This is a genomic window from Patescibacteria group bacterium (genome assembly GCA_041665345.1).
GTDB lineage: Bacteria > Patescibacteriota > Patescibacteriia > PEXW01 > PEXW01 > JBAYJA01.
Genome location: JBAYJA010000003.1, coordinates 27,842 through 44,991, shown reverse-complemented (window position 1 = coordinate 44,991; position 17,150 = coordinate 27,842). Strand labels below are relative to the sequence as shown.

Annotated in this window: 16 protein-coding genes; 5 read left to right on the top strand and 11 right to left on the bottom strand. The window is 53.5% G+C overall.

Annotated features, from left to right (window positions below; genetic code table 11):
* The first annotated feature begins 23 nt into the window (after nucleotides 1-23).
* Nucleotides 24-443: a tRNA (adenosine(37)-N6)-threonylcarbamoyltransferase complex ATPase subunit type 1 TsaE gene (tsaE, locus tag WCV85_04975; GenBank protein ID MFA6474207.1), complete on the top strand. Its 420-nt coding sequence runs from the start codon at nucleotides 24-26 to the stop codon at nucleotides 441-443.
* Here tsaE and WCV85_04970 read toward each other — a convergent pair.
* From WCV85_04970 to rpmH, 5 genes are read right to left on the bottom strand one after another with little or no spacing between them, the layout of a single operon-like run.
* Nucleotides 440-736: a PRC-barrel domain-containing protein gene (locus WCV85_04970; protein MFA6474206.1), complete on the bottom strand. Its 297-nt coding sequence runs from the start codon at nucleotides 734-736 to the stop codon at nucleotides 440-442. The two genes, tsaE and WCV85_04970, sit on opposite strands and share 4 nt — an antisense overlap.
* A gap of 10 nt (nucleotides 737-746) precedes the next feature.
* Entirely contained in the window at nucleotides 747-1,526 is a 780-nt protein-coding gene (locus WCV85_04965; GenBank protein MFA6474205.1) for a YidC/Oxa1 family membrane protein insertase, read from the bottom strand.
* Nucleotides 1,527-1,535: 9 nt separating this feature from the next.
* Nucleotides 1,536-1,829, bottom strand: coding sequence for a membrane protein insertion efficiency factor YidD (gene yidD / locus WCV85_04960; GenBank protein MFA6474204.1), 294 nt, complete (start codon nucleotides 1,827-1,829; stop codon nucleotides 1,536-1,538).
* The gene (gene rnpA / locus WCV85_04955) at nucleotides 1,747-2,154 is read right to left on the bottom strand and encodes a ribonuclease P protein component (protein MFA6474203.1); all 408 of its coding nucleotides are present in this window, start codon (nucleotides 2,152-2,154) and stop codon (nucleotides 1,747-1,749) included. The genes yidD and rnpA overlap by 83 nt, the downstream gene beginning before the upstream one ends.
* 6 nt (nucleotides 2,155-2,160) lie before the next feature.
* Nucleotides 2,161-2,298 (bottom strand): 50S ribosomal protein L34, encoded by a 138-nt coding sequence (rpmH, locus tag WCV85_04950; GenBank protein ID MFA6474202.1) that lies wholly within the window; start codon nucleotides 2,296-2,298, stop codon nucleotides 2,161-2,163.
* 194 nt (nucleotides 2,299-2,492) lie between these two features.
* On the opposite strand from rpmH, the gene dnaA reads away from it, so the two are divergent.
* The 3 genes from dnaA to WCV85_04935 all read left to right on the top strand — a co-directional run bounded on the left by dnaA (nucleotide 2,493) and on the right by WCV85_04935 (nucleotide 6,083).
* Complete coding sequence (dnaA, locus tag WCV85_04945) at nucleotides 2,493-3,869, top strand: chromosomal replication initiator protein DnaA (protein ID MFA6474201.1); 1,377 nt, start codon at nucleotides 2,493-2,495, stop codon at nucleotides 3,867-3,869.
* Nucleotides 3,870-4,078: 209 nt separating this feature from the next.
* Nucleotides 4,079-5,188, top strand: coding sequence for a DNA polymerase III subunit beta (gene dnaN, locus WCV85_04940; GenBank protein MFA6474200.1), 1,110 nt, complete (start codon nucleotides 4,079-4,081; stop codon nucleotides 5,186-5,188).
* Nucleotides 5,189-5,633: 445 nt separating this feature from the next.
* Complete coding sequence (locus WCV85_04935; GenBank protein ID MFA6474199.1) at nucleotides 5,634-6,083, top strand: hypothetical protein; 450 nt, start codon at nucleotides 5,634-5,636, stop codon at nucleotides 6,081-6,083.
* A gap of 243 nt (nucleotides 6,084-6,326) precedes the next feature.
* Here the strand turns inward: WCV85_04935 and WCV85_04930 are convergent, their stop codons facing one another.
* Both WCV85_04930 and WCV85_04925 read right to left on the bottom strand, forming a co-directional pair.
* Nucleotides 6,327-8,873 (bottom strand): transglycosylase domain-containing protein, encoded by a 2,547-nt coding sequence (locus WCV85_04930; GenBank protein MFA6474198.1) that lies wholly within the window; start codon nucleotides 8,871-8,873, stop codon nucleotides 6,327-6,329.
* 72 nt (nucleotides 8,874-8,945) lie between these two features.
* Nucleotides 8,946-10,808 carry a hypothetical protein gene (locus WCV85_04925; GenBank protein ID MFA6474197.1) on the bottom strand — a complete coding sequence of 621 codons (1,863 nt, stop codon included), beginning with the start codon at nucleotides 10,806-10,808 and terminating at the stop codon, nucleotides 8,946-8,948.
* 234 nt (nucleotides 10,809-11,042) lie between these two features.
* Between WCV85_04925 and WCV85_04920 the strand changes: the two genes are divergently transcribed.
* A complete protein-coding gene (locus WCV85_04920; GenBank protein ID MFA6474196.1) occupies nucleotides 11,043-12,965 on the top strand; it encodes a hypothetical protein in 1,923 nt (640 codons plus the stop codon).
* On the opposite strand, the gene WCV85_04915 is transcribed toward WCV85_04920, so the two are convergent.
* The 4 genes from WCV85_04915 to WCV85_04900 all read right to left on the bottom strand — a co-directional run bounded on the left by WCV85_04915 (nucleotide 12,962) and on the right by WCV85_04900 (nucleotide 17,148).
* Complete coding sequence (locus WCV85_04915; protein ID MFA6474195.1) at nucleotides 12,962-13,894, bottom strand: DUF4931 domain-containing protein; 933 nt, start codon at nucleotides 13,892-13,894, stop codon at nucleotides 12,962-12,964. The two genes, WCV85_04920 and WCV85_04915, sit on opposite strands and share 4 nt — an antisense overlap.
* Nucleotides 13,895-14,069: 175 nt before the next feature.
* Entirely contained in the window at nucleotides 14,070-15,110 is a 1,041-nt protein-coding gene (locus tag WCV85_04910) for a glycosyltransferase family 4 protein (GenBank protein MFA6474194.1), read from the bottom strand.
* Nucleotides 15,107-16,165 carry a glycosyltransferase family 4 protein gene (locus tag WCV85_04905; protein MFA6474193.1) on the bottom strand — a complete coding sequence of 353 codons (1,059 nt, stop codon included), beginning with the start codon at nucleotides 16,163-16,165 and terminating at the stop codon, nucleotides 15,107-15,109. The genes WCV85_04910 and WCV85_04905 overlap by 4 nt, the downstream gene beginning before the upstream one ends.
* A complete protein-coding gene (locus tag WCV85_04900; protein MFA6474192.1) occupies nucleotides 16,162-17,148 on the bottom strand; it encodes an aminoglycoside phosphotransferase family protein in 987 nt (328 codons plus the stop codon). Before WCV85_04900 ends, WCV85_04905 begins: the two co-directional genes overlap by 4 nt.
* Nucleotides 17,149-17,150 lie beyond the last annotated feature (2 nt).

Here is a 17,150-nt window from a genome sequence, read left to right as displayed (position 1 = left end):
GGTGCTACAATCGACGTGCCACTATGTCTACCCACGTCATCCACAATCTTGCCGACCTCCGAACACTCGCTGCTCAGGTGCTGGCAAAAAAACCACGGGTCATCGCGCTCACTGGACCATTAGGTGCTGGTAAAACCACCCTAACCCAGGCAATGGGGAAACGCTTGAAGGTGGCTGGCGCCATGACGTCACCCACGTACACCCTGCAGCACATCCACCCCTGCCAGCACCCGGACTACGACACGGTGGTGCATATTGATGCGTACAGGATTGCCGGGCCACACGAACTACCGGCGTTAGACCTTGCGCACTGGTGCAGCCGACCCAAGACCTTGGTGATTGTGGAGTGGGCAGAGAAACTGAAAACTGACCTGGGCCCATACGTTCCAGTGTGGGTAGAACTATCCCTCCACGGCGACCAACGCCGTGCAACAATCCGCTAACTATCCCGCAGTGCTGCCAGTGTCCCTGCCGCGTCTGGAACGGACGTGGCATTTTCTGCAACCGCGGGTTGGCTACCAGTGAGGTCATCTACTGTCATCTGCTGACTGGTAACGCTCAGCACTTGAGTTACGGCAACCAGCAAGGTTCGGCCAAAAGGCATGCTGGCTTTCACTTCGTACTGCAGAATGCTGTGCCCTTCGGGATCAAAAATGAAACCAGACACTTTCCCCAAGTGCTGGCCACTCTTGGTGACCACGGGTAGGTGCTTCAGTTGATCCCAGGCCATGCGCATAGGTTTTCGCTTACTGCTTTGGCAGCACCTCAGGCTGGGCAGGGGAGAGCGGGGTGTGCTTCCACTTGAAGTAGTAGTACTGCTGGGCAACTTGGAAGAAAGTTGAGGCTAACCAGTACAGTGCCAGCCCGGCTGGGAATTGGTAGCCAAAGATAAAGGTCATGACCGGCAGGAGGTACATCATGTTCCGGTTGACCAGCGCAGCCGTGTCCTCATCCTTCGCGCCTGGCACCTTGGGTGGACGCTTGGCTTGCATCATCCAGCTCTGCCAGAACTGCGCGCCTGCGGCGAGCGCAGCTAGAATAATGTTGTGCTTGGCAGTCAGGTTCACAAAATTCAGGAACATGATATCAATGTGTAACCCCTCAAAAAAACCACGGAGCGCGGGGTAGAGGTGGCTTAGCTGATCCGCTGAAAAAATGCCGGTGGCAGGATCCACCATGATCCCAGAGAAGAACACCCGGTAGAGCGCAATGAGGATGGGGAGTTGGATGAGAAGTGGCAAGCACGAGGAAAAAGGATTCACCTTGTGCTGCTTGTAGAAACCCATGAGCTGCCGTGAAAGCTCCTCTTTGTTGTCCTTATACTTTGCTTGCAGCTCCTTCATCTTCGGCTGAATTTCCTGCATTTTCTGCTGGCTTCGAATGGCGGACAGCGAGGGGATGAAAAGGATGAGTTTAATGAGAATGGTCAGGAGAATAATCGCCACACCTAAGTCGCCCACGTAACGGTAGAGGAACATCAAACCATTGAAGAGTGGGTTGTACAGAATGTGGACGAAGATTTCCATAGGAGCAAATTACGAGTGAAGGGGGTGATGGTGAGGCGTGGGAGTTGCGTCAGGGCAAGGATCGTAGCCGCCGGTATGGAAGGGCGTGCACCGGCTCAGTCGCTTCAAGGTTAGCCAGCTCCCATGGAAAACGCCAAATCGTTCAATTGCGGTGATGGCGTACATGGAGCAGGTTGGCTCGTACCGGCAGGCGCGGGTCAGGCGCCGGTAGCGCAACCAGCTATGGTCGGGCGAGAGGACGCGCTGGTACACGCGGATGGCGCCGATGAGGCTGCGACGCACGAGGTGAGAGACGTGGAGCATGGGTTGGCCAAAGGGCGGTGAGTTCGGTGCGAAAAGTGGCGGAGGTGGCAGTCGCGGACGCGGGGAGTGCACGAACCAGCACATCAATTGCCTCTGGTGTGCGGGGGAGGAACGTTGGGAGCAGCGCTTGGAGGCGGCGGCGCACTTGGTTACGGACAACCGCACGTTTATGGACGGATTTTGCCACCACGACAGTTGCTCGACTGACGACGTGCGCGCTTGGGGTAACCACTAGCTGCACCAACCGGCCTTGCTTCCGTGGGCCGGTGCGCAGAACCCGCAGAATGTCCCGTTCACGATGGAGACGGCGCGGGCGGGGGAGCATGAGCGTTTACACCGCAATCCGAGCCCGACCCTTCCGGCGGCGGCGGCGGAGGACGGTTTTCCCGGTTGCTGAGCGCTGACGCTTAAGAAAGCCATGCACGCGGGCGCGGCGGCGCTTCTTGGGTTGGTACGTTCGCTTGGGCATACAAAACCTATCAAAAGTAAGGAGTACGAGCAGTGTACCAACCCTTTCGTTCCCAGTCAAAGGCCTAAACAGGGGAGGAAAAGTTATCCATAGGCAATCCACAGGTTATTCCCCAGGCATGCACTTTCTGGGGGTTTTTCCACAGGCAGTTTTATGGTATTATCAAAAAACCGCTAATATTAGCCAAAAAATTAATGGCTGAGCTATCTAATGAACAACTGTGGCAAGCAACTTTAGGCGAACTAGAGCTGCATTTAAGTAAGGCAAATTTCACCACCTGGTTCCGCAATACCTTCATTAGCGCGTACGAACAAGGTAAAGTCCTGGTTGCCGTCCCCACCGCCTTTGCCAAAGAGTGGCTGGAGAAGAAGTACCACACGCATATCCTCCAGGCCCTCCAGCATTTGACCCAAAACGCTATCACGGAAGTGACCTACCGGGTAGAAAGCATGAAAGCCGCGCCCGCCGACGCGCTTTCCCCGTCAATTGACAGTGCAACCCCACCGGCAGGCGACATGCCAGCAAAAGTTTCCCAAAAAACCGGCCTGAACCCCAAATACACCTTCACCAGCTTCATCGTGGGAAAAGGAAACGAACTTGCCCAGGCAGCAGCCATGACCTGTGCAGAAAAACCGGGTGAAGTGTACAACCCCCTCTTCGTCTACGGCGGGGCAGGTTTAGGGAAAACCCACCTCATGCACGCCATTGGCAACGACGCCCTGAAGCGCAACCCCAAAGCAAAAGTGCTGTACGTCAGCAGTGAGCAATTCACGAATGACTTCATCCAAGCCATCTTCAAAGGCACCATGGTGCAATTCCGCGAGCACTGGCGCTCCGCTGACCTCCTGCTGGTTGACGATGTCCAATTCTTCACCGCGAAAGAGGGAACGCAGGAAGAATTCTTCCACACCTTCAACGCACTCCACCAACAGAACAAGCAAATCATCCTCTCCTCTGACCGGCCACCCAAAGCCATCGCCGCTTTGGAGTCTCGGCTGCTGTCCAGATTTGAGTGGGGAATGATCGCTGATGTCCAAGAGCCCGACCTTGAAACCCGCATTGCCATTCTCCGGTCAAAGTGTTCGGACCGAAAATTCCCACTGAGTGATGAAATCCTCAACTACATTGGCACTGTAATACAAAACAATGTTCGGGAACTAGAAGGCGCGTTGAACCGCATTATTGCTATCCAGCGCTTGCGGAATGACCCACCAACCCTCACGAGTATTAAAGAAGTGCTGTCCTCGGTGGCACAGGCGGCTGAGGTGAAGCGCCAGCACGCGGTAACACCCAAGCAGCTCATTGGCGCGGTTTGCCAGTACTACGATATTAAAGTCTCTGATTTGCTGAGCCAAAGCCGGCGCCAGGAGCTTGTGCGGCCACGCCAACTCGTCATGTTCCTCATGCGGGAAGAAATTCACGCGTCTTTCCCAACGATTGGTGAGGAACTTGGTGGCCGAGACCATACCACTGCCATGCACGCCGTTGATAAAGTCTCCAAGCAAATTAAGGAGGACCAAAAAATGCAGCAGGATGTAAAACTCATTCGCCAGCGATTGTATAACACGTGAAGTTCTTGTGGATGACGTGTGCATGAAAAAAGAAAAATGTGGATGAAAATTCTTTCCCCAATTCGTCCGCACACACTACCCACAAGTCACACACCAAACCTAAAAGTTTTCTCGCGATACATACACAACCCAGGTAACACATTTTCCTCTTTCAAAAAGCTATCCACTTTTCCCCAACCTCTACTCTCTTCTTCTCTTTCTCTCTATATATGAAATTTACTTGCACCCAGGAGAACTTAACCACAGCCCTCAATGCAGTGAGCCACATTACTGGGAAGACAACTACTCTTCCAATCCTAAAAAATCTTCTCATCACCGCTGAAGCGGATGGTATTACCCTCAGTACCACAAATTTAGAAATTGGCATGACCACCCACGTCCGTGGAAAAGTGGAAGTACCAGGGAGTTTTACCGTGCAAGCGCGTTTACTCCATGAGTACCTTAGTCTCCTTGGGTCAGGGAATGTTACCTGCGCCTTACAAGAAGCCGATCTCCATATTTCCAGCAGCGCTTCCAAAACTGTACTCAAAGGATTACCTGCCGAAGATTTTCCAGTCATTCCAAAGGTGCAGGGTGGGGTATCCATCGTCCTTCCGGCAAAAGTGTGTAAAACCGCTTTAAATCAAGTCGTTTTTGCGGTCGCGGCAGATGATGCTCGTCCAGAGTTGAATGGGGTATTCATGCGCTTGCAGGGCCAAGTACTCACCCTGGCGGCAACAGATAGCTTCCGCCTGGCAGAGGTCACCATCCCGCTTCCCACCAGCAAAGAAGAGCAGAGTGTGATTCTCCCCAGCCGCACCATGCAAGAGCTAAACCGCATCCTCCCGGAAACTGATGATGTGGTGATTCGTCTGAGTGAAAGCCAGGTGAGTTTCGTGGTTGGTGATACGGAGCTGGTGTCGCGGCTCATTGAGGGACAGTTCCCAGACTACACCCAAATTATTCCTGAGAGTTTCACCACCAGCTGCACGGTTGAAACCTCCGCTTTTGCAAAAGTGGTACGCCAAGTGAGCCTCTTCTGCAAAGCAGGGATTAACGATGTGACGCTCACGTACGATACCGACGGCAAGCAACTACACCTGAATGCTGCCAATGCGCAGGTGGGTACCAGTGAAACCGATCTTGATGTACAGGTGCAAGGCAAAGGCGGGAGCATCGTCTTTAACTGGCGGTACCTTTTGGATGGAGTGAATGCTTTGCAGACCGAAGAGTGCCTTCTGGAATTGAACGATGAAAAAGGTCCTGGTCTCATTTTGCCAAAGCAAACAGGGAAGGGTCAGGCAACGTACCGATACCTCCTCATGCCCATTCGGCAGTAAGTACAAGACAAAGAAAAAACGACCAGCAAGTGGTCGTTTTTCTATATCACTGGGGTGATGGCACCTGGAAAACATGTTCCCAAGAACAACCTCTTGAACCCTTAGGCGAAGATCGAATCTTTCAGCGTAAGAAAATAGGGAAAAAGTTTTTACTTTTTAGCAACTCATGTAGATAGGACATTCACGGGGATCGTGCAGCCTCCACCCCCGTGGGCTTGACAAACCCATCCATAAATGATAGGTTTGTTTGTCACGTCTGCACTTTAATAAGTATAGAAATCAAGTAAAGAAACTGGCACTCCGTTTAAGAACAGCCTTCTGTAAAAACCTACGTTGTTAGGTTGCGAGAAGACTGTTCTTAAAATCTGGCAAAATATTCCACCTGGTCTACAAGCGACTGGTCTGGATGATGTGTACCAATACTTTATATTAGGAGGAAAACGCCATGGAAAATTCCATGACCACACCCACCATTGAGGTAGTTGACTACGACGAACCTCAATGGAAAGAGATTGATGAAAGTCGCTACGCCCACGTCGGTGATTTGACTATCAAGGATTTCCCGGAAATCCAGACTGGCAAGAAGCAGGTACCTTTCCGCGAGCTGGAGTTCGACCATGGTCCGATAGACGACGAGGTTCTCACAAAGGCTACCGAGATGAAGTGCCGCCAGCCCTCCAGAGCCGAAGTGGAGACCTATATCCGCAAGTGGTATACGTCCGAACAGTTGGCAAAGAACCCCCGTGTCGGTCTTATCGGTCCTGTTGTGAGGCGTTTCGGCAACCCGTCTCGGGTCTATGTTTATGCTAACGAGGACGGCGTGAAGTTGCGCTGTTCCTCGGCTGACGTTCCTTGGGCTCAGCGGTGTTGCTTCGTAGTCGTCTGCAACGAATAGTCTTAGTATCTTCTATGCATTGGTCTTTTCCCCCGTATCAACAGAAGTTGGTACGGGGTGATTTAATTTACAAACACTCGCTTACATTCCTCAAGCAATAGTTTGTACCAGTTTCCGACACATCTTTGTCTTCCCCATTCACTCAAGCTGACTCAATGACACTTTTCAGCACATCAGGCATCTCAAGTGCATCCAACTCCAAGTGATGATTCCAGTAAAAGGCTCGAAGATCGTGTGCTTGAGTTAGGGCAAAAGGTAATTGAAGGTAATACTGCTCGTGCCAGTATTTTCAACGTTGTCAGTGACGATTGCGGCCAACGTGTGGAAGCCACTCTCAAAACCCGTAAGATCCAAACTCGCGGCGAAGTCTGGCCCAACTGCAACTTCACCCAAGACTTTCCCGTCAACTGTGTACGTGACTTTTGTGGCCGGCCGAGGTCCACCCGTACTGACGCTCACCGGCAGGGGTGATGTGGTAACGGTTTGATTGAGCGTGGGGGTGTTGATGGTAACCGTGGGTGCGGCGCCGGGGTCACGCAGGCTGCAATCACCCAGCCCAGGTGCCGTTGCGACGTACCCTTTGGTCTTCGCCCAGCGCTGCACGGGCTCTTCCCAGCGGGTGAACTGCGGATCAGCCGCAGCATTCGTTGGCACAGCACCTTGCGGGTCGCTCTTCTGCACGTAGTAGAGAATTTCGTGCACCTCTTTCACTGTGGTTGTGGTTTGAAAATCCGCGGGGTAGGTAGTGAGGCAAGCATCTGGAATCCGGAGGCCCGTAACGCGGTCAATGGCAATTGGCACATCCGCGGTGAGTTTCCCTTGGAGCACGGGTTTGGTGGCTTTATTCTCAGGCGGTTTGGGGTAGCCTTCTGCCTTCGTGCCCTTCAGCGCTGCTCGTAAAAAGGCATTCCACGCCGGCGCCGCCACAAAAGACCCATCTGCACCCTTGGCCATTTTCGAATTGTCATTATTCCCCACCCACACCCCAGCCACCAGGGACGGTGTACCACCCATGGTCCAGCCATCACGCCAATCGTTCGTGGTGCCAGTCTTCGCAAACACCGTACGGTCTGGCAGAATCAACTGCGAGCGTGAGCCGAAGATGAAGCTACGTGCCTCATTGTCCGTGAGGACGCTGAGGAGTTTGGCAACCACATCTTTGTCCACTGCTTCCGTGGGCCGGTCTTTGAATTGCTCCAGGACTTTTCCGTTCTTATCCTCCACCTTCAAAATAGTTGCAATGGGTCGGTGCGTACCGTTCGCAGCAAAGGTGGCAAACGCATTCGTGTGCTCAATGAGCTTCACGCCACCGGCGCCCAGTGCGAGCGCCAGACCGTAGCGGTCGGGGTCGGTGAGAGTGGTGTACCCCAGCTTCCGCGCCAGGGTGAGCGTGTCAGGAATCCCAGCCAGGTACAGGGTTTTCACCGCGGGAATGTTCAGGGAGCCGGCCAACGCCTTGCGCATGGTCACCGGGCCGCGTTCCCCGCCGTCGTAGTTATTGGGGACGTAGGCCGGGTTGCCACCAAAGTTGGTTTTCAGGTCGAAGAGCAGCGTATCTGGGCCGTAGCCTTTTAAGAATGCGCTGGTGTAGATAATGGGTTTGAAGGAAGAGCCTGGGTTGCGTTCACGGGTTGCCACATTCACATTCCCGTCATTCTTCGTGTCAAAGTAGTCGCGGGAGCCAACCAAGCTCTTCACCTGGCCGGTTTTCGGGTCAATTGCCACAAGCGCGGCGTTATTTGCGCCATATCGCTTCACGTTCTTGTTCCCAATATCCGTAATGGCTTTTTCTGCTGCCTGCTGCATTTTCCAATCCAGGGTTGTTGTCACCCGTAAGCCGCCGCGCTCCAGCAGGTTTTCACCGTACCGGTCAGCCAGTTCCTCCTTCACCATCAGCACAAAGTGCGGAGCCAGAATTTGTTCAGACTTGGGTTGAATCGCTTTCTTCATATCCACCTTAAGCGCGGTGTCCAACTCTTCCTGGGTGATGTACCCCTGGTCTTTCATTTGCTGCAAGGCGTACTGCTGCCGGCCAATGAGATCCTCAATGTGATTGCCGTAGGGCGAGAGGTAGGTTGGTCTTTGGGGGATAGCGGCCAGCAGCGCACCCTCAGCAATAGAGAGCTTCTGCACGGGTTTGCGGAAGAAGGTTTGGCTGGCTGCTTCAATGCCGTAGACCGTGCTGCCGTACGGAATTTCGTTGAAGTACAGTTGCAGAATTTCGTCTTTGCTAAATTTCCGCTCCAGTTCGTACGCCAGAATAATCTCCTTGAGCTTGCGGGAGATTTTCCGTTCCGAGGTGAGCACCGCATTCTTGATGAACTGCTGGGTGATGGTTGACCCACCCGTAGCGTGGCCACGGAACGTGTCCAAAATGACCCCGCGGATAAGCCCACGGATGCTCACACCCCCGTGGGTGTAGAATTCTTTGTCCTCCAAGGCAATGGTCGCTTGGCGTACGTGCTCGGGGATGTCTTGTAGCTTAACCAGTGAACGTTTTTGATCACCGTGCACGTCGTAGAGCAACGTGGAGCCATCCCGGGCATAGATTTTCGTGCTGATGGCCACCGCGCGGTCTTTGATGCGGTTTGGGTCTGGCAGCTCACGGCTGAACCAGGCAAACGCCGCAACCACCACAATGACACCGCACAGGAAACCCACGCCAACCACAATGCCCGCAACTTTCAGGATGCGGCGGCGATTCCAGCGACGTTTTGGTTTCCCGTCGGGCGATCGGTTTTCGGATTGATGTTGTGGCCGGTACACCCGGCGAAGCTGGGGGAGGGGCATGGTTGGGCGTCGGTTTAACGTTTCGGCAAGAACTTACTCTACAAGATTTTTCTGCGAATGTCTAGAGCTGGGCTACGCGGTTTTCTTCCGCAGGAGTTTGTAGTATTCGCGGAATATCCGGCGGGCGCCCAAGGCCGACCAGAGCTGCACTTTGCTCATGTGCTCGCCCACAGCCTGCTGGTCAGTGAAGAAGTGTGGGGTGCCATGGTTATCGTAGTGGAGTTCGGGTACGGCATCCAGGGTTTGGAAGACGTGGAGCATGCTCTGGCAAATCGTCAACGCCGTTCGCCGGAGCAATGTGAGACTGGCGGGCTTCCACCCGAGCTTCTTCCCCAGCTGGAGGTGCCGGGTGAGCCCCATCACGGTAAATGCGGTTTGCTTCGTCCACACCACCAGGCCGTGGTACTCCTGTGAGGTGTAGCCCATACCGTTATTTGCCGCAACGAGTGTGGGGCCAGATGGGGTAGAGAAGTACGTGGGATCTGCTAAGCGTTTTGCAAAGCTCACCAAGTCTATTTCTGCGCCCTCGCCCAAGGCGTACCGCGTGCACTCGTCCAGGTGGTTCACCTTCAGCTGGCTAAAGTGAATTTTTTGCCGAGCTGTGGTGCGGTTGGCCGAAAAACCGTAGACCGCCAGGGCGAAGGCTGAAAGTTTATCTGGATTGGTGAATGCAAATGCCTGGTGCTTCCCGCTCCAGCGCTTCACCAGCTGGTCCAGTTTGGGAACCCGAAGCCCAAGTTTCTGCTGCAGCAGCTGAATTTCCTTTAGGGCAAGGGGGTAGAGCGTTGCGTTTACGTCAAACGGTGCAATGTGGGGGTGCACTTTTTTGAAGGCCCAGGTGCTGTCTCGCCAGTTGCCCACCAGGTAGTACGGCTCATCTTTGATTGCCTTTGCCCCCGGTCGTTTTTTGAACGCTACGAAGTGCTTCGCTTGTGCGCGGCTAATGACGTACCCGGCCATCCGCCGCAGCTTCTTCACCGCCTCTTTCCGTGTCCAGAAGTAGGGCGAGGCGTATCGTAGTGCCAAGAGCGTCAATGGTTCAATGTCAATCATTTTCCGGTCAAACAAATCCCGGCCTGCAAGTTCGTGGCGGTAGCGGTACTCACCCACCACGTCTTCGTGCCAGGCGCGTCCGCGGCTATCCACATTCGCCAAGCAGCGCACAATCATTTCGTCCACCACCGCAGCCGGAATGTCACCAGCACCCAGCAGGACGCTCTCCATCCAGTCGCGCGGGAAGACCGTCCCAAATCGGTCGCCCGAGGTTTTGCCCCAGGTGATCAGGTGGTCAGCTTCAATTTTTGAGCGTTGCCAAAATCGTTTGATGTTTTTTGCGTCCTTCCCAAAGACGGACCACTCCAGCGCTTCCGTTGGGAGGACGCTGCAGGTCGTTGTCTTGGTGGCAATGTCATTGGTTTCCGCCGTGATGGTGAACGGCAGTTCCCGCGCCTTGGTGGTGAGCTGAAACCCACCAAACGGTCGTTGGATTTGCTTCACTGACACGCCCTTAGGAAACGTGAAGGTGGTGCCGTACCAGTGCTCGCCATAGGAGCGGCGGAAGACCAAAGCCTTCCCTTCCGCGCCTACACTCTTATGAATCCACATGGGCACGCTCTGGCTGGTTTCCCGGCGCCGGAGTTCCAGGAAAGTGATTAGCTCGCCGGTTTTGGGGTCAACGACCAGTCCGCGCATGGTGCGCATGTCGCCCATCACTGGATAGTAGAGATTGATCGTCGATTTCTGGAAATGACCTTTGATGATGCACGTGCCCTGGGGTGTGGCTTCCACCGAATCAATGCGCAGGCGGTGGCGGGGAATATCAATGAACCCACAGTAGACGTGGTTGTTGGGACCCAGAATGCGGAACTGGTCCAGCAAGTCAAAATCCACGTAGTATCCGCCTTCGATCCAGAGGTTTGGGTCTAACTGGGGCATGGGGGTAGTATAGCAAGGACGCCAAAGGCTATAAGCCGTAAAGCTGTAGGCAAATACCCACTAAATTTTGTAGCCCTGATTGAGTAGGATGCTTTTTGGCTAACATTTGCTTTTCTGGTAACGATTCAATGGTATACATCTGCCCTTGTTGGTGGGCGGCTCCAATTTAGCAAGTATGAACTTAGTGTAAACTATCAGTAGGTAGTATCATGATGTACTCAATAAGTAAATTTTATGAAAACCTGGAAGGAAGTTTTGACGGATGTATACACCCGTGTTCCGCAGAATCGATTTGTACAATATTTTGTCCTCTCTACGCTCATTGTTTTCGGTGCTCACCAAGTGTTTTTTTCTTTTGCTCCGTTCATCTGGCAGTTCCATGATCTCTCCCAGGTAGCGGATGTCACGCTCTGGATGAAACTCTGGACTCGCTCGACGCAGCATGATGGCTATGAGCCATTCGTCCTTTACGCCCTTGTATGGTTGATTGTTTTCTTGTGTGGCGTCCTGTACACGCGTTTTTTCAGTGGGCTGGGTTGGCAGCGCCGCCCATGGTCTGCATGGCTACTTCTTTGTGCTGCATTCGTTGCACTTTTTCGAATCAATCCACTCGTGCCAAACGTCAATGTCGATTTTCGATACTCGTGGCAGCTGCTCTTCCACCTAAGCCTTGTGGCTGGAGCTGCTGCTGCCGCTTGGCGATATGCTAGCGCGCGTTGGTTTTTCTGGTTGGTTGTGCTTGCGAGTGCGCCACTCTTTTTTGTTGCCACCGCCCCAATTTCATTTTACGATTACGCCTATTTTTTTCATCCAGCCTTGAAGATTTTGCACAGCATTCCTTGGTCACAAATTTACTTTCAGTACGATATTCTCTCGTCATTCCTTCCTGCAATTTGGCTACAATTCCACTGGGATATCAATGCCTTTGCTTGGGTAGTGCAGGCCTCCTACTTTTTCTTTGCAGTTGGCCTGCTCATCTTTGGGAAAAAAGTATTCCGAGAAAAGAGTTTAGCCTATGGATTCTTTTTTTCTTACATTATTATTCGCGTGTACGCTTCAATGGTTGATCCAGTGCAGTGGCTACAGACAACCCCCTTGCGCTTGGACTTGTGGTTTGTACTGTTGATCATTTTGTACTTTAAGGGCCTACGTCATTGGCTTTTTGGCCTCACCGTAGTCGTCCTGGTATTTCTCCACAGACATTTTGGCCTCATTTATGCCATTTCATTTTTTGAGCTGGCTTTCATTCTCTTTGCACTTCAGGTCGTTGATCAGGGGATCATTCGATCGCCCAAAAAAATACTTTTTGCAGCACGTACATTTATCCGTTCAATCTGGGTTAACGTAACCATTATTGGAATGGGAACCGCTATAAGCTTCTTTGCTCTCCGGGTTCCGAAAGATGGGCCTGAAACAAATTTTTCACGCTATGGGATTGGTTTTATGCCAATTTCACGCCAGTCATTCTATTGGTTCGTCATCATTTGCCTCAGCCTTGCCTGGATCTTCCTGCTCAAATATCGTCACCGCTTCAGTTCACGTGCGTATACCCTAGGTGTTTTTCTCCTTGTGTTCTCCATTGGTAACTCAATGTACTTCTTTGGTCGGAGTCACGAAAATAGCATCATTAGCATTTCGACCATTTTTCTTTTTGGGCTCTTCTATTTCATAGATTTGATGTACCAGCTGAAAGCAGGGCGGGCGGGTCACTCATTCCGAAAGTTTGCGCTCGCCGGTCTGGCTACTATCGTTTGCCTGTTCTTTGTTTCTTACTCAAACAGGGTGGTGAGTACTCTTGGCATGCAAGTACAGCGTCTTCGCACTGGGCAAATACATCAGCCAAGTAGTTTTGCTGACCCAAAGACGTACGCTGACACCCTCCAAACGATTCAAGCGGTAACGCAAATGAGTACCAAGGTGTACTTTGCCGTCCCCGACATTGATTTTTACCTGTACTACTTTGGCGGGTACACACCCGTTGGCTATCGTCAGCCATTTGAGACGTGGCTTTTCCAATCACAAACCGCAGCATTTCTCAATGACCTTTTGACCCAAGGGTACTACGTGATTTTCCGTGATGATGCCCCGCCAACTCCCGATATCAAGTACAAAAACGTACACACGTTTGGTGAGTATCGTATCGTCTGGAACAGCTAGCGGATTCCTTTCCGGAAAAACTTCGCCGCGTCCTCAGGGGCCACGCCGTTGATGACCAGACGGGAGCCGACTTCTACCCCGCCCCAGGTTTGCTCGCGCGGGGCGATGCGCAGGTAGAAGTGTTCGTCCTGGTCAGTAAGGGTCTGGTGGAGGTAGTAGTTGTACGACGCGCGGATGAGGTTGAGCTTCTTGAGGATCGATTGGAGTGCAGCGGCAAACGCCCGACGCTCCACCAAGCTCAGGCGAGTACAGTTATCCAGGTGCCGGTTGGGGAAGAGCCAGACTTCGTACGGGTAGGCTGAGGCGTAGGGCGCGAACGCCGTAACGTACTTGTTGCTGAGAATGCGGCGGGGACCCTTCTTCTCATCAGCCAGAAGCTTGCAGTAGTAGCAGTGGCCGTGCTCCAGCTTGTATTGCCGAACGTTCTGGAGTTTGAGCACAATGTGCGGCGGCACAAAGCCCGTGGCAAACACCTGCGAGTGGGCGTGCACCAAGCTGGCGCCGGATTTGCCTCCGTGATTTTTGAAAATGAGAATGTACTCAATGTTGGGAATCCGGGCAATTGCTTTTGTTCGTAGCTGGTAGAAACTCAGTAAGTGATCAAGCTGCGTCACGCTCAGCTCGCCCAAGTCCGCGTCATGATCCGGGGTGTCAATGATGACTTCCTGGTAGCCGTAGGCTTTGGGAGTCTTCAAACTCACGGCTGGGTAGTCATTGGCAATGGCGCGAATCAGATTTTTTCCCCGGCCAAGGTGCGCTGTGGGGTGTTTCCCCTTAATGCTTTCTGGGCAAAATGGGCACTGCTGCGGCCGAACCGTTCGGACGTAGGGGTCTGGAATATCGTGCGGACGGATGTTCCGCTTTGGCGCAATGACCACTGCCCGATCGTGGATGGGGTCAAGCCGAAGTTCAGGTGAGCGGACAGGCATAGTTGCAAAGGGGTGAGGGTTTGGTTGTGGCAGCGAGTATCGTTGAAAGGTATGGTTGGATGGCTACTTTGGAAGGGAACTTTGAACTGAGAACAATGAACTTGGAACCAGAGGGGAGGTTCACTCCTGCTTTTTCCCATTCTGGTTCTCTGTTCTCGGTTCCGAGTTCCTTGTTCTACTTACCGGCGGCTAGACGTGTAAGTAAAGCAGCATAGTCATCCACCATGCGGTCAAGGCTGAAACGTTTTTCCATGTCTTTGCGGCAGACCGCTCGGTCAATTGCGTCGATGTGCCGGACTGCTTGCGCCATGGCTGCAGTATTTTTGACAATGAAACCAGTTTTCCCATCCTTGAGAATTTCTGGGACCGAGCCACGCTTGAATGCCACCACGGGTGTGCCCACGGCCAATGATTCAATGAGCACCAAGCCAAAGGGTTCATCCCACGAAATGGGGAAGAGTGTGGCCAGGGCATTGCCCAAGAAGGCGCCTTTCTCTCGGTGGGTAATTTCACCAATGTACCGGATGCGGCTGTTGAGGTAGGGCTTCACTTGTTGGGCAAAGTACACGGGGTCGCCAATGGGGCCGGCAATGCGTAAAGGTAGGTTGAGCCGATGCGCCACGGTAATAGCCTCATGTACGCCTTTGTAGTTGCGGATGCGACCCAGGAAGGCCAGGTACGTGCCGGGCTTGGGGTGGAAGGGGAGTTTGTGTAGATCCACGCCGTGCTGAATGGTCTGAATGAAACGTGCGCCAGGCGCCAAGTTGCGCTGCGCTTTGGAAATGGCAATGTAGCTCTGCGTCTTGCTGTAGGTTCGCATGACCGCTTGGTCCGTGAAAGTTGGCGGACTGTGCAGGAGCGCAGTGGATGGAAAAGGGGCGAACGGGGAGAAGTGCGCGCTCATCATGGGCACGTGGGAGAGCAGGACGTTGGCGCCCCAGCGCGTGGCATCTCGGTAGGCATTGCTGGTTTGGATGAGCTCGTAGGCCTTGTGGTTTTCCATGCCAATCTTGGGCTCACGGATGGAGGCGCGGGGGGTGGCGGCAACCAAGCGCGCTTTGGTTTTGGTATCACCGGCAGCGTAGAGCGTCACCGGAAAGCCACGTTTCACAAGCCCTTCGGTAATTTGGGAGACAATAAGCTCAGCCGCGGCCGTACGCTGCGGCGGAATGGGGAAGAGGTTGGAGGCGAGGATAGCTATCTTTGGTTTCTTCATTTTTTCAGGAGTTTGGCATAGGCCGCGAGGTACCCATCTACCATTGTATCAAGGGAGAAGCCTTTTTCCACTCGTGCCCGGCAGGCCGCACGATCAATGGTCTGCAGCTTGGCAATTGCCTTAGCTGCCCCGGCAACGGAGGCAACAATGAACCCCGTTTTCCCATCCACCACAATTTCTGGCACGGCGCCCCGGCGGGTGGCAATCACTGGTGTGCCGCAGGCCATGGCTTCGGTCATGAACAAGCCAAAAGGTTCTTCCCACTGGATGAGCGCCAGCAAACCCAAGGCATTACGGAGGAGATCCACCTTTTTTGCATGGTTTACTTCACCAAGGAAGATCACCCGCTTCCCATCAATGAACGGTCGGACTTTCTTCATGAAGTACGCTTCATCCACGGTGTCCACTTTTGCGGCCATGACCAAAGGTAAGCCCGCTTTCTTTGCCGCCTGCATTGCTTCTACTGGGCCCTTCTCTGGGCTCATCCGACCCAGGAATGCTAGGTACTTTTTGGGGCGGTCGTTGTAGCGGAATTTGGCAACGTCAATGCCATTGTACACGGTGCGAATGAAGTTCAGTTTGGGGAGCGGTTCACGCTGGTTGTTAGAAATGGAGACCAGGGGAATTTCTGGGTAGGCTTGGTGCACAATTTTCGCTTCACTCGTGTTCAAACGGCCATGCAGCGTGAGCACGCACGGCGTTTGTACCAGCCGGGTGTAAGGGAAGCTACTCGATCCCACGTGCATGTGGATGATGTCAAAATCGTTGGCGTGCTCAAAGACATGGCCGTACTGCAGCATTTGCCAAAAGGCTGGTACGCTGTAGCCCCGAATACGGCTGCGGTTGGTCGCGCGCGGGTCAGGGTGGTAGGCGGGAACCAGCTTTGCAGGCGTGTCGGAATCGGACCGCGCGAAGAGTGTCACGCTGTGTCCGCGCTTGACCAAGCCTTGCACCAAATTTGCAATGACCAATTCGGTACCGCCGTACTTGCGGGGTGGAACGCGTTCAGCCAGGGGAGCAACTTGGGCAATGCGGAGTCTGCGAGATTTGTTCATGCATTTTTCATAAGCGAGGAAAAGCCATGCAGCCCGGCGCGGAATGTGCGAACGTAGTAGCGTAAGAGTTTACGGACAATCACTTTATTCTTGGTGTGGTGCAGCTCCGAGAGGATGCGGTGGTGGAGGAGAATATCCCGGAGGCAGAAAAGTAGTACCTCAATGGCGAAGAGCGCGCTAAAGGCAGCGTGGTCTGGCTGCAGGTCAGCAACTTTTTTTACCAGCCGGTTCCGCCAGGGTGCGCGGCTGAATTCTTTGACCCAGAGTTCCGCCACGTCGTACGCCGGGGAGGCAATTTGAATATGCTCCCAGTCTAGTACCGCAAAGCGTCCCTGATCCACGAGGAGGTTATTTGTACTTAAGTCGCCGTGGCTAATGCCTAATTGGTGCCGGGTATGCCGTTCGAGCTGGTGGAACGCCACAATGCGTGCAGCAACTTCAAGCTCAGCATCACTGAGGTACGTCCGAAGTGTCTGGCCGTTTTTCCCCCGAGCGTAGGTTCGAAAGCGGGCAGTAAAGTCACTGGCGCGGTGTGCTTGGAGGTGGAGGAGCCGGCGTGTAGCCAGAGGAATGGGCAGCTGGCCGTAGTGTGCCAGCATGTGGCTGAGGTTGGCGATGAGCTTTGGTGGAACGTGGTTCCGATGTTTGCGGAGGTACGCCGTGAAGAGCTCGCCGGGTATGTAGTGGTAGAGAATCCAGGGGTGTGCTCCGGTTCGATTTCCTTCCACCCAGCGAGGAAATTGGTTCAGCCGCGCTTTGGCCGTGAAGTGGTAGAAAGCAATTTCGTGCTGGAAGTCGTGCCGCGTGGTTGGCACGCGCATGAGGTACACCTTGAAGGTGTAGGCCCGGCCCTTTGCATCCACGCAGCGCGTACGAAAAAACCGTCGCTGGTGGTTGAGCATTTCTTTCACATCGGCATCTGGGGTTAACCCGCGTTTCTGCAGGAGGCCGCGAACGTGCTTCAGGAGGGCGGTCCGAGTCATAT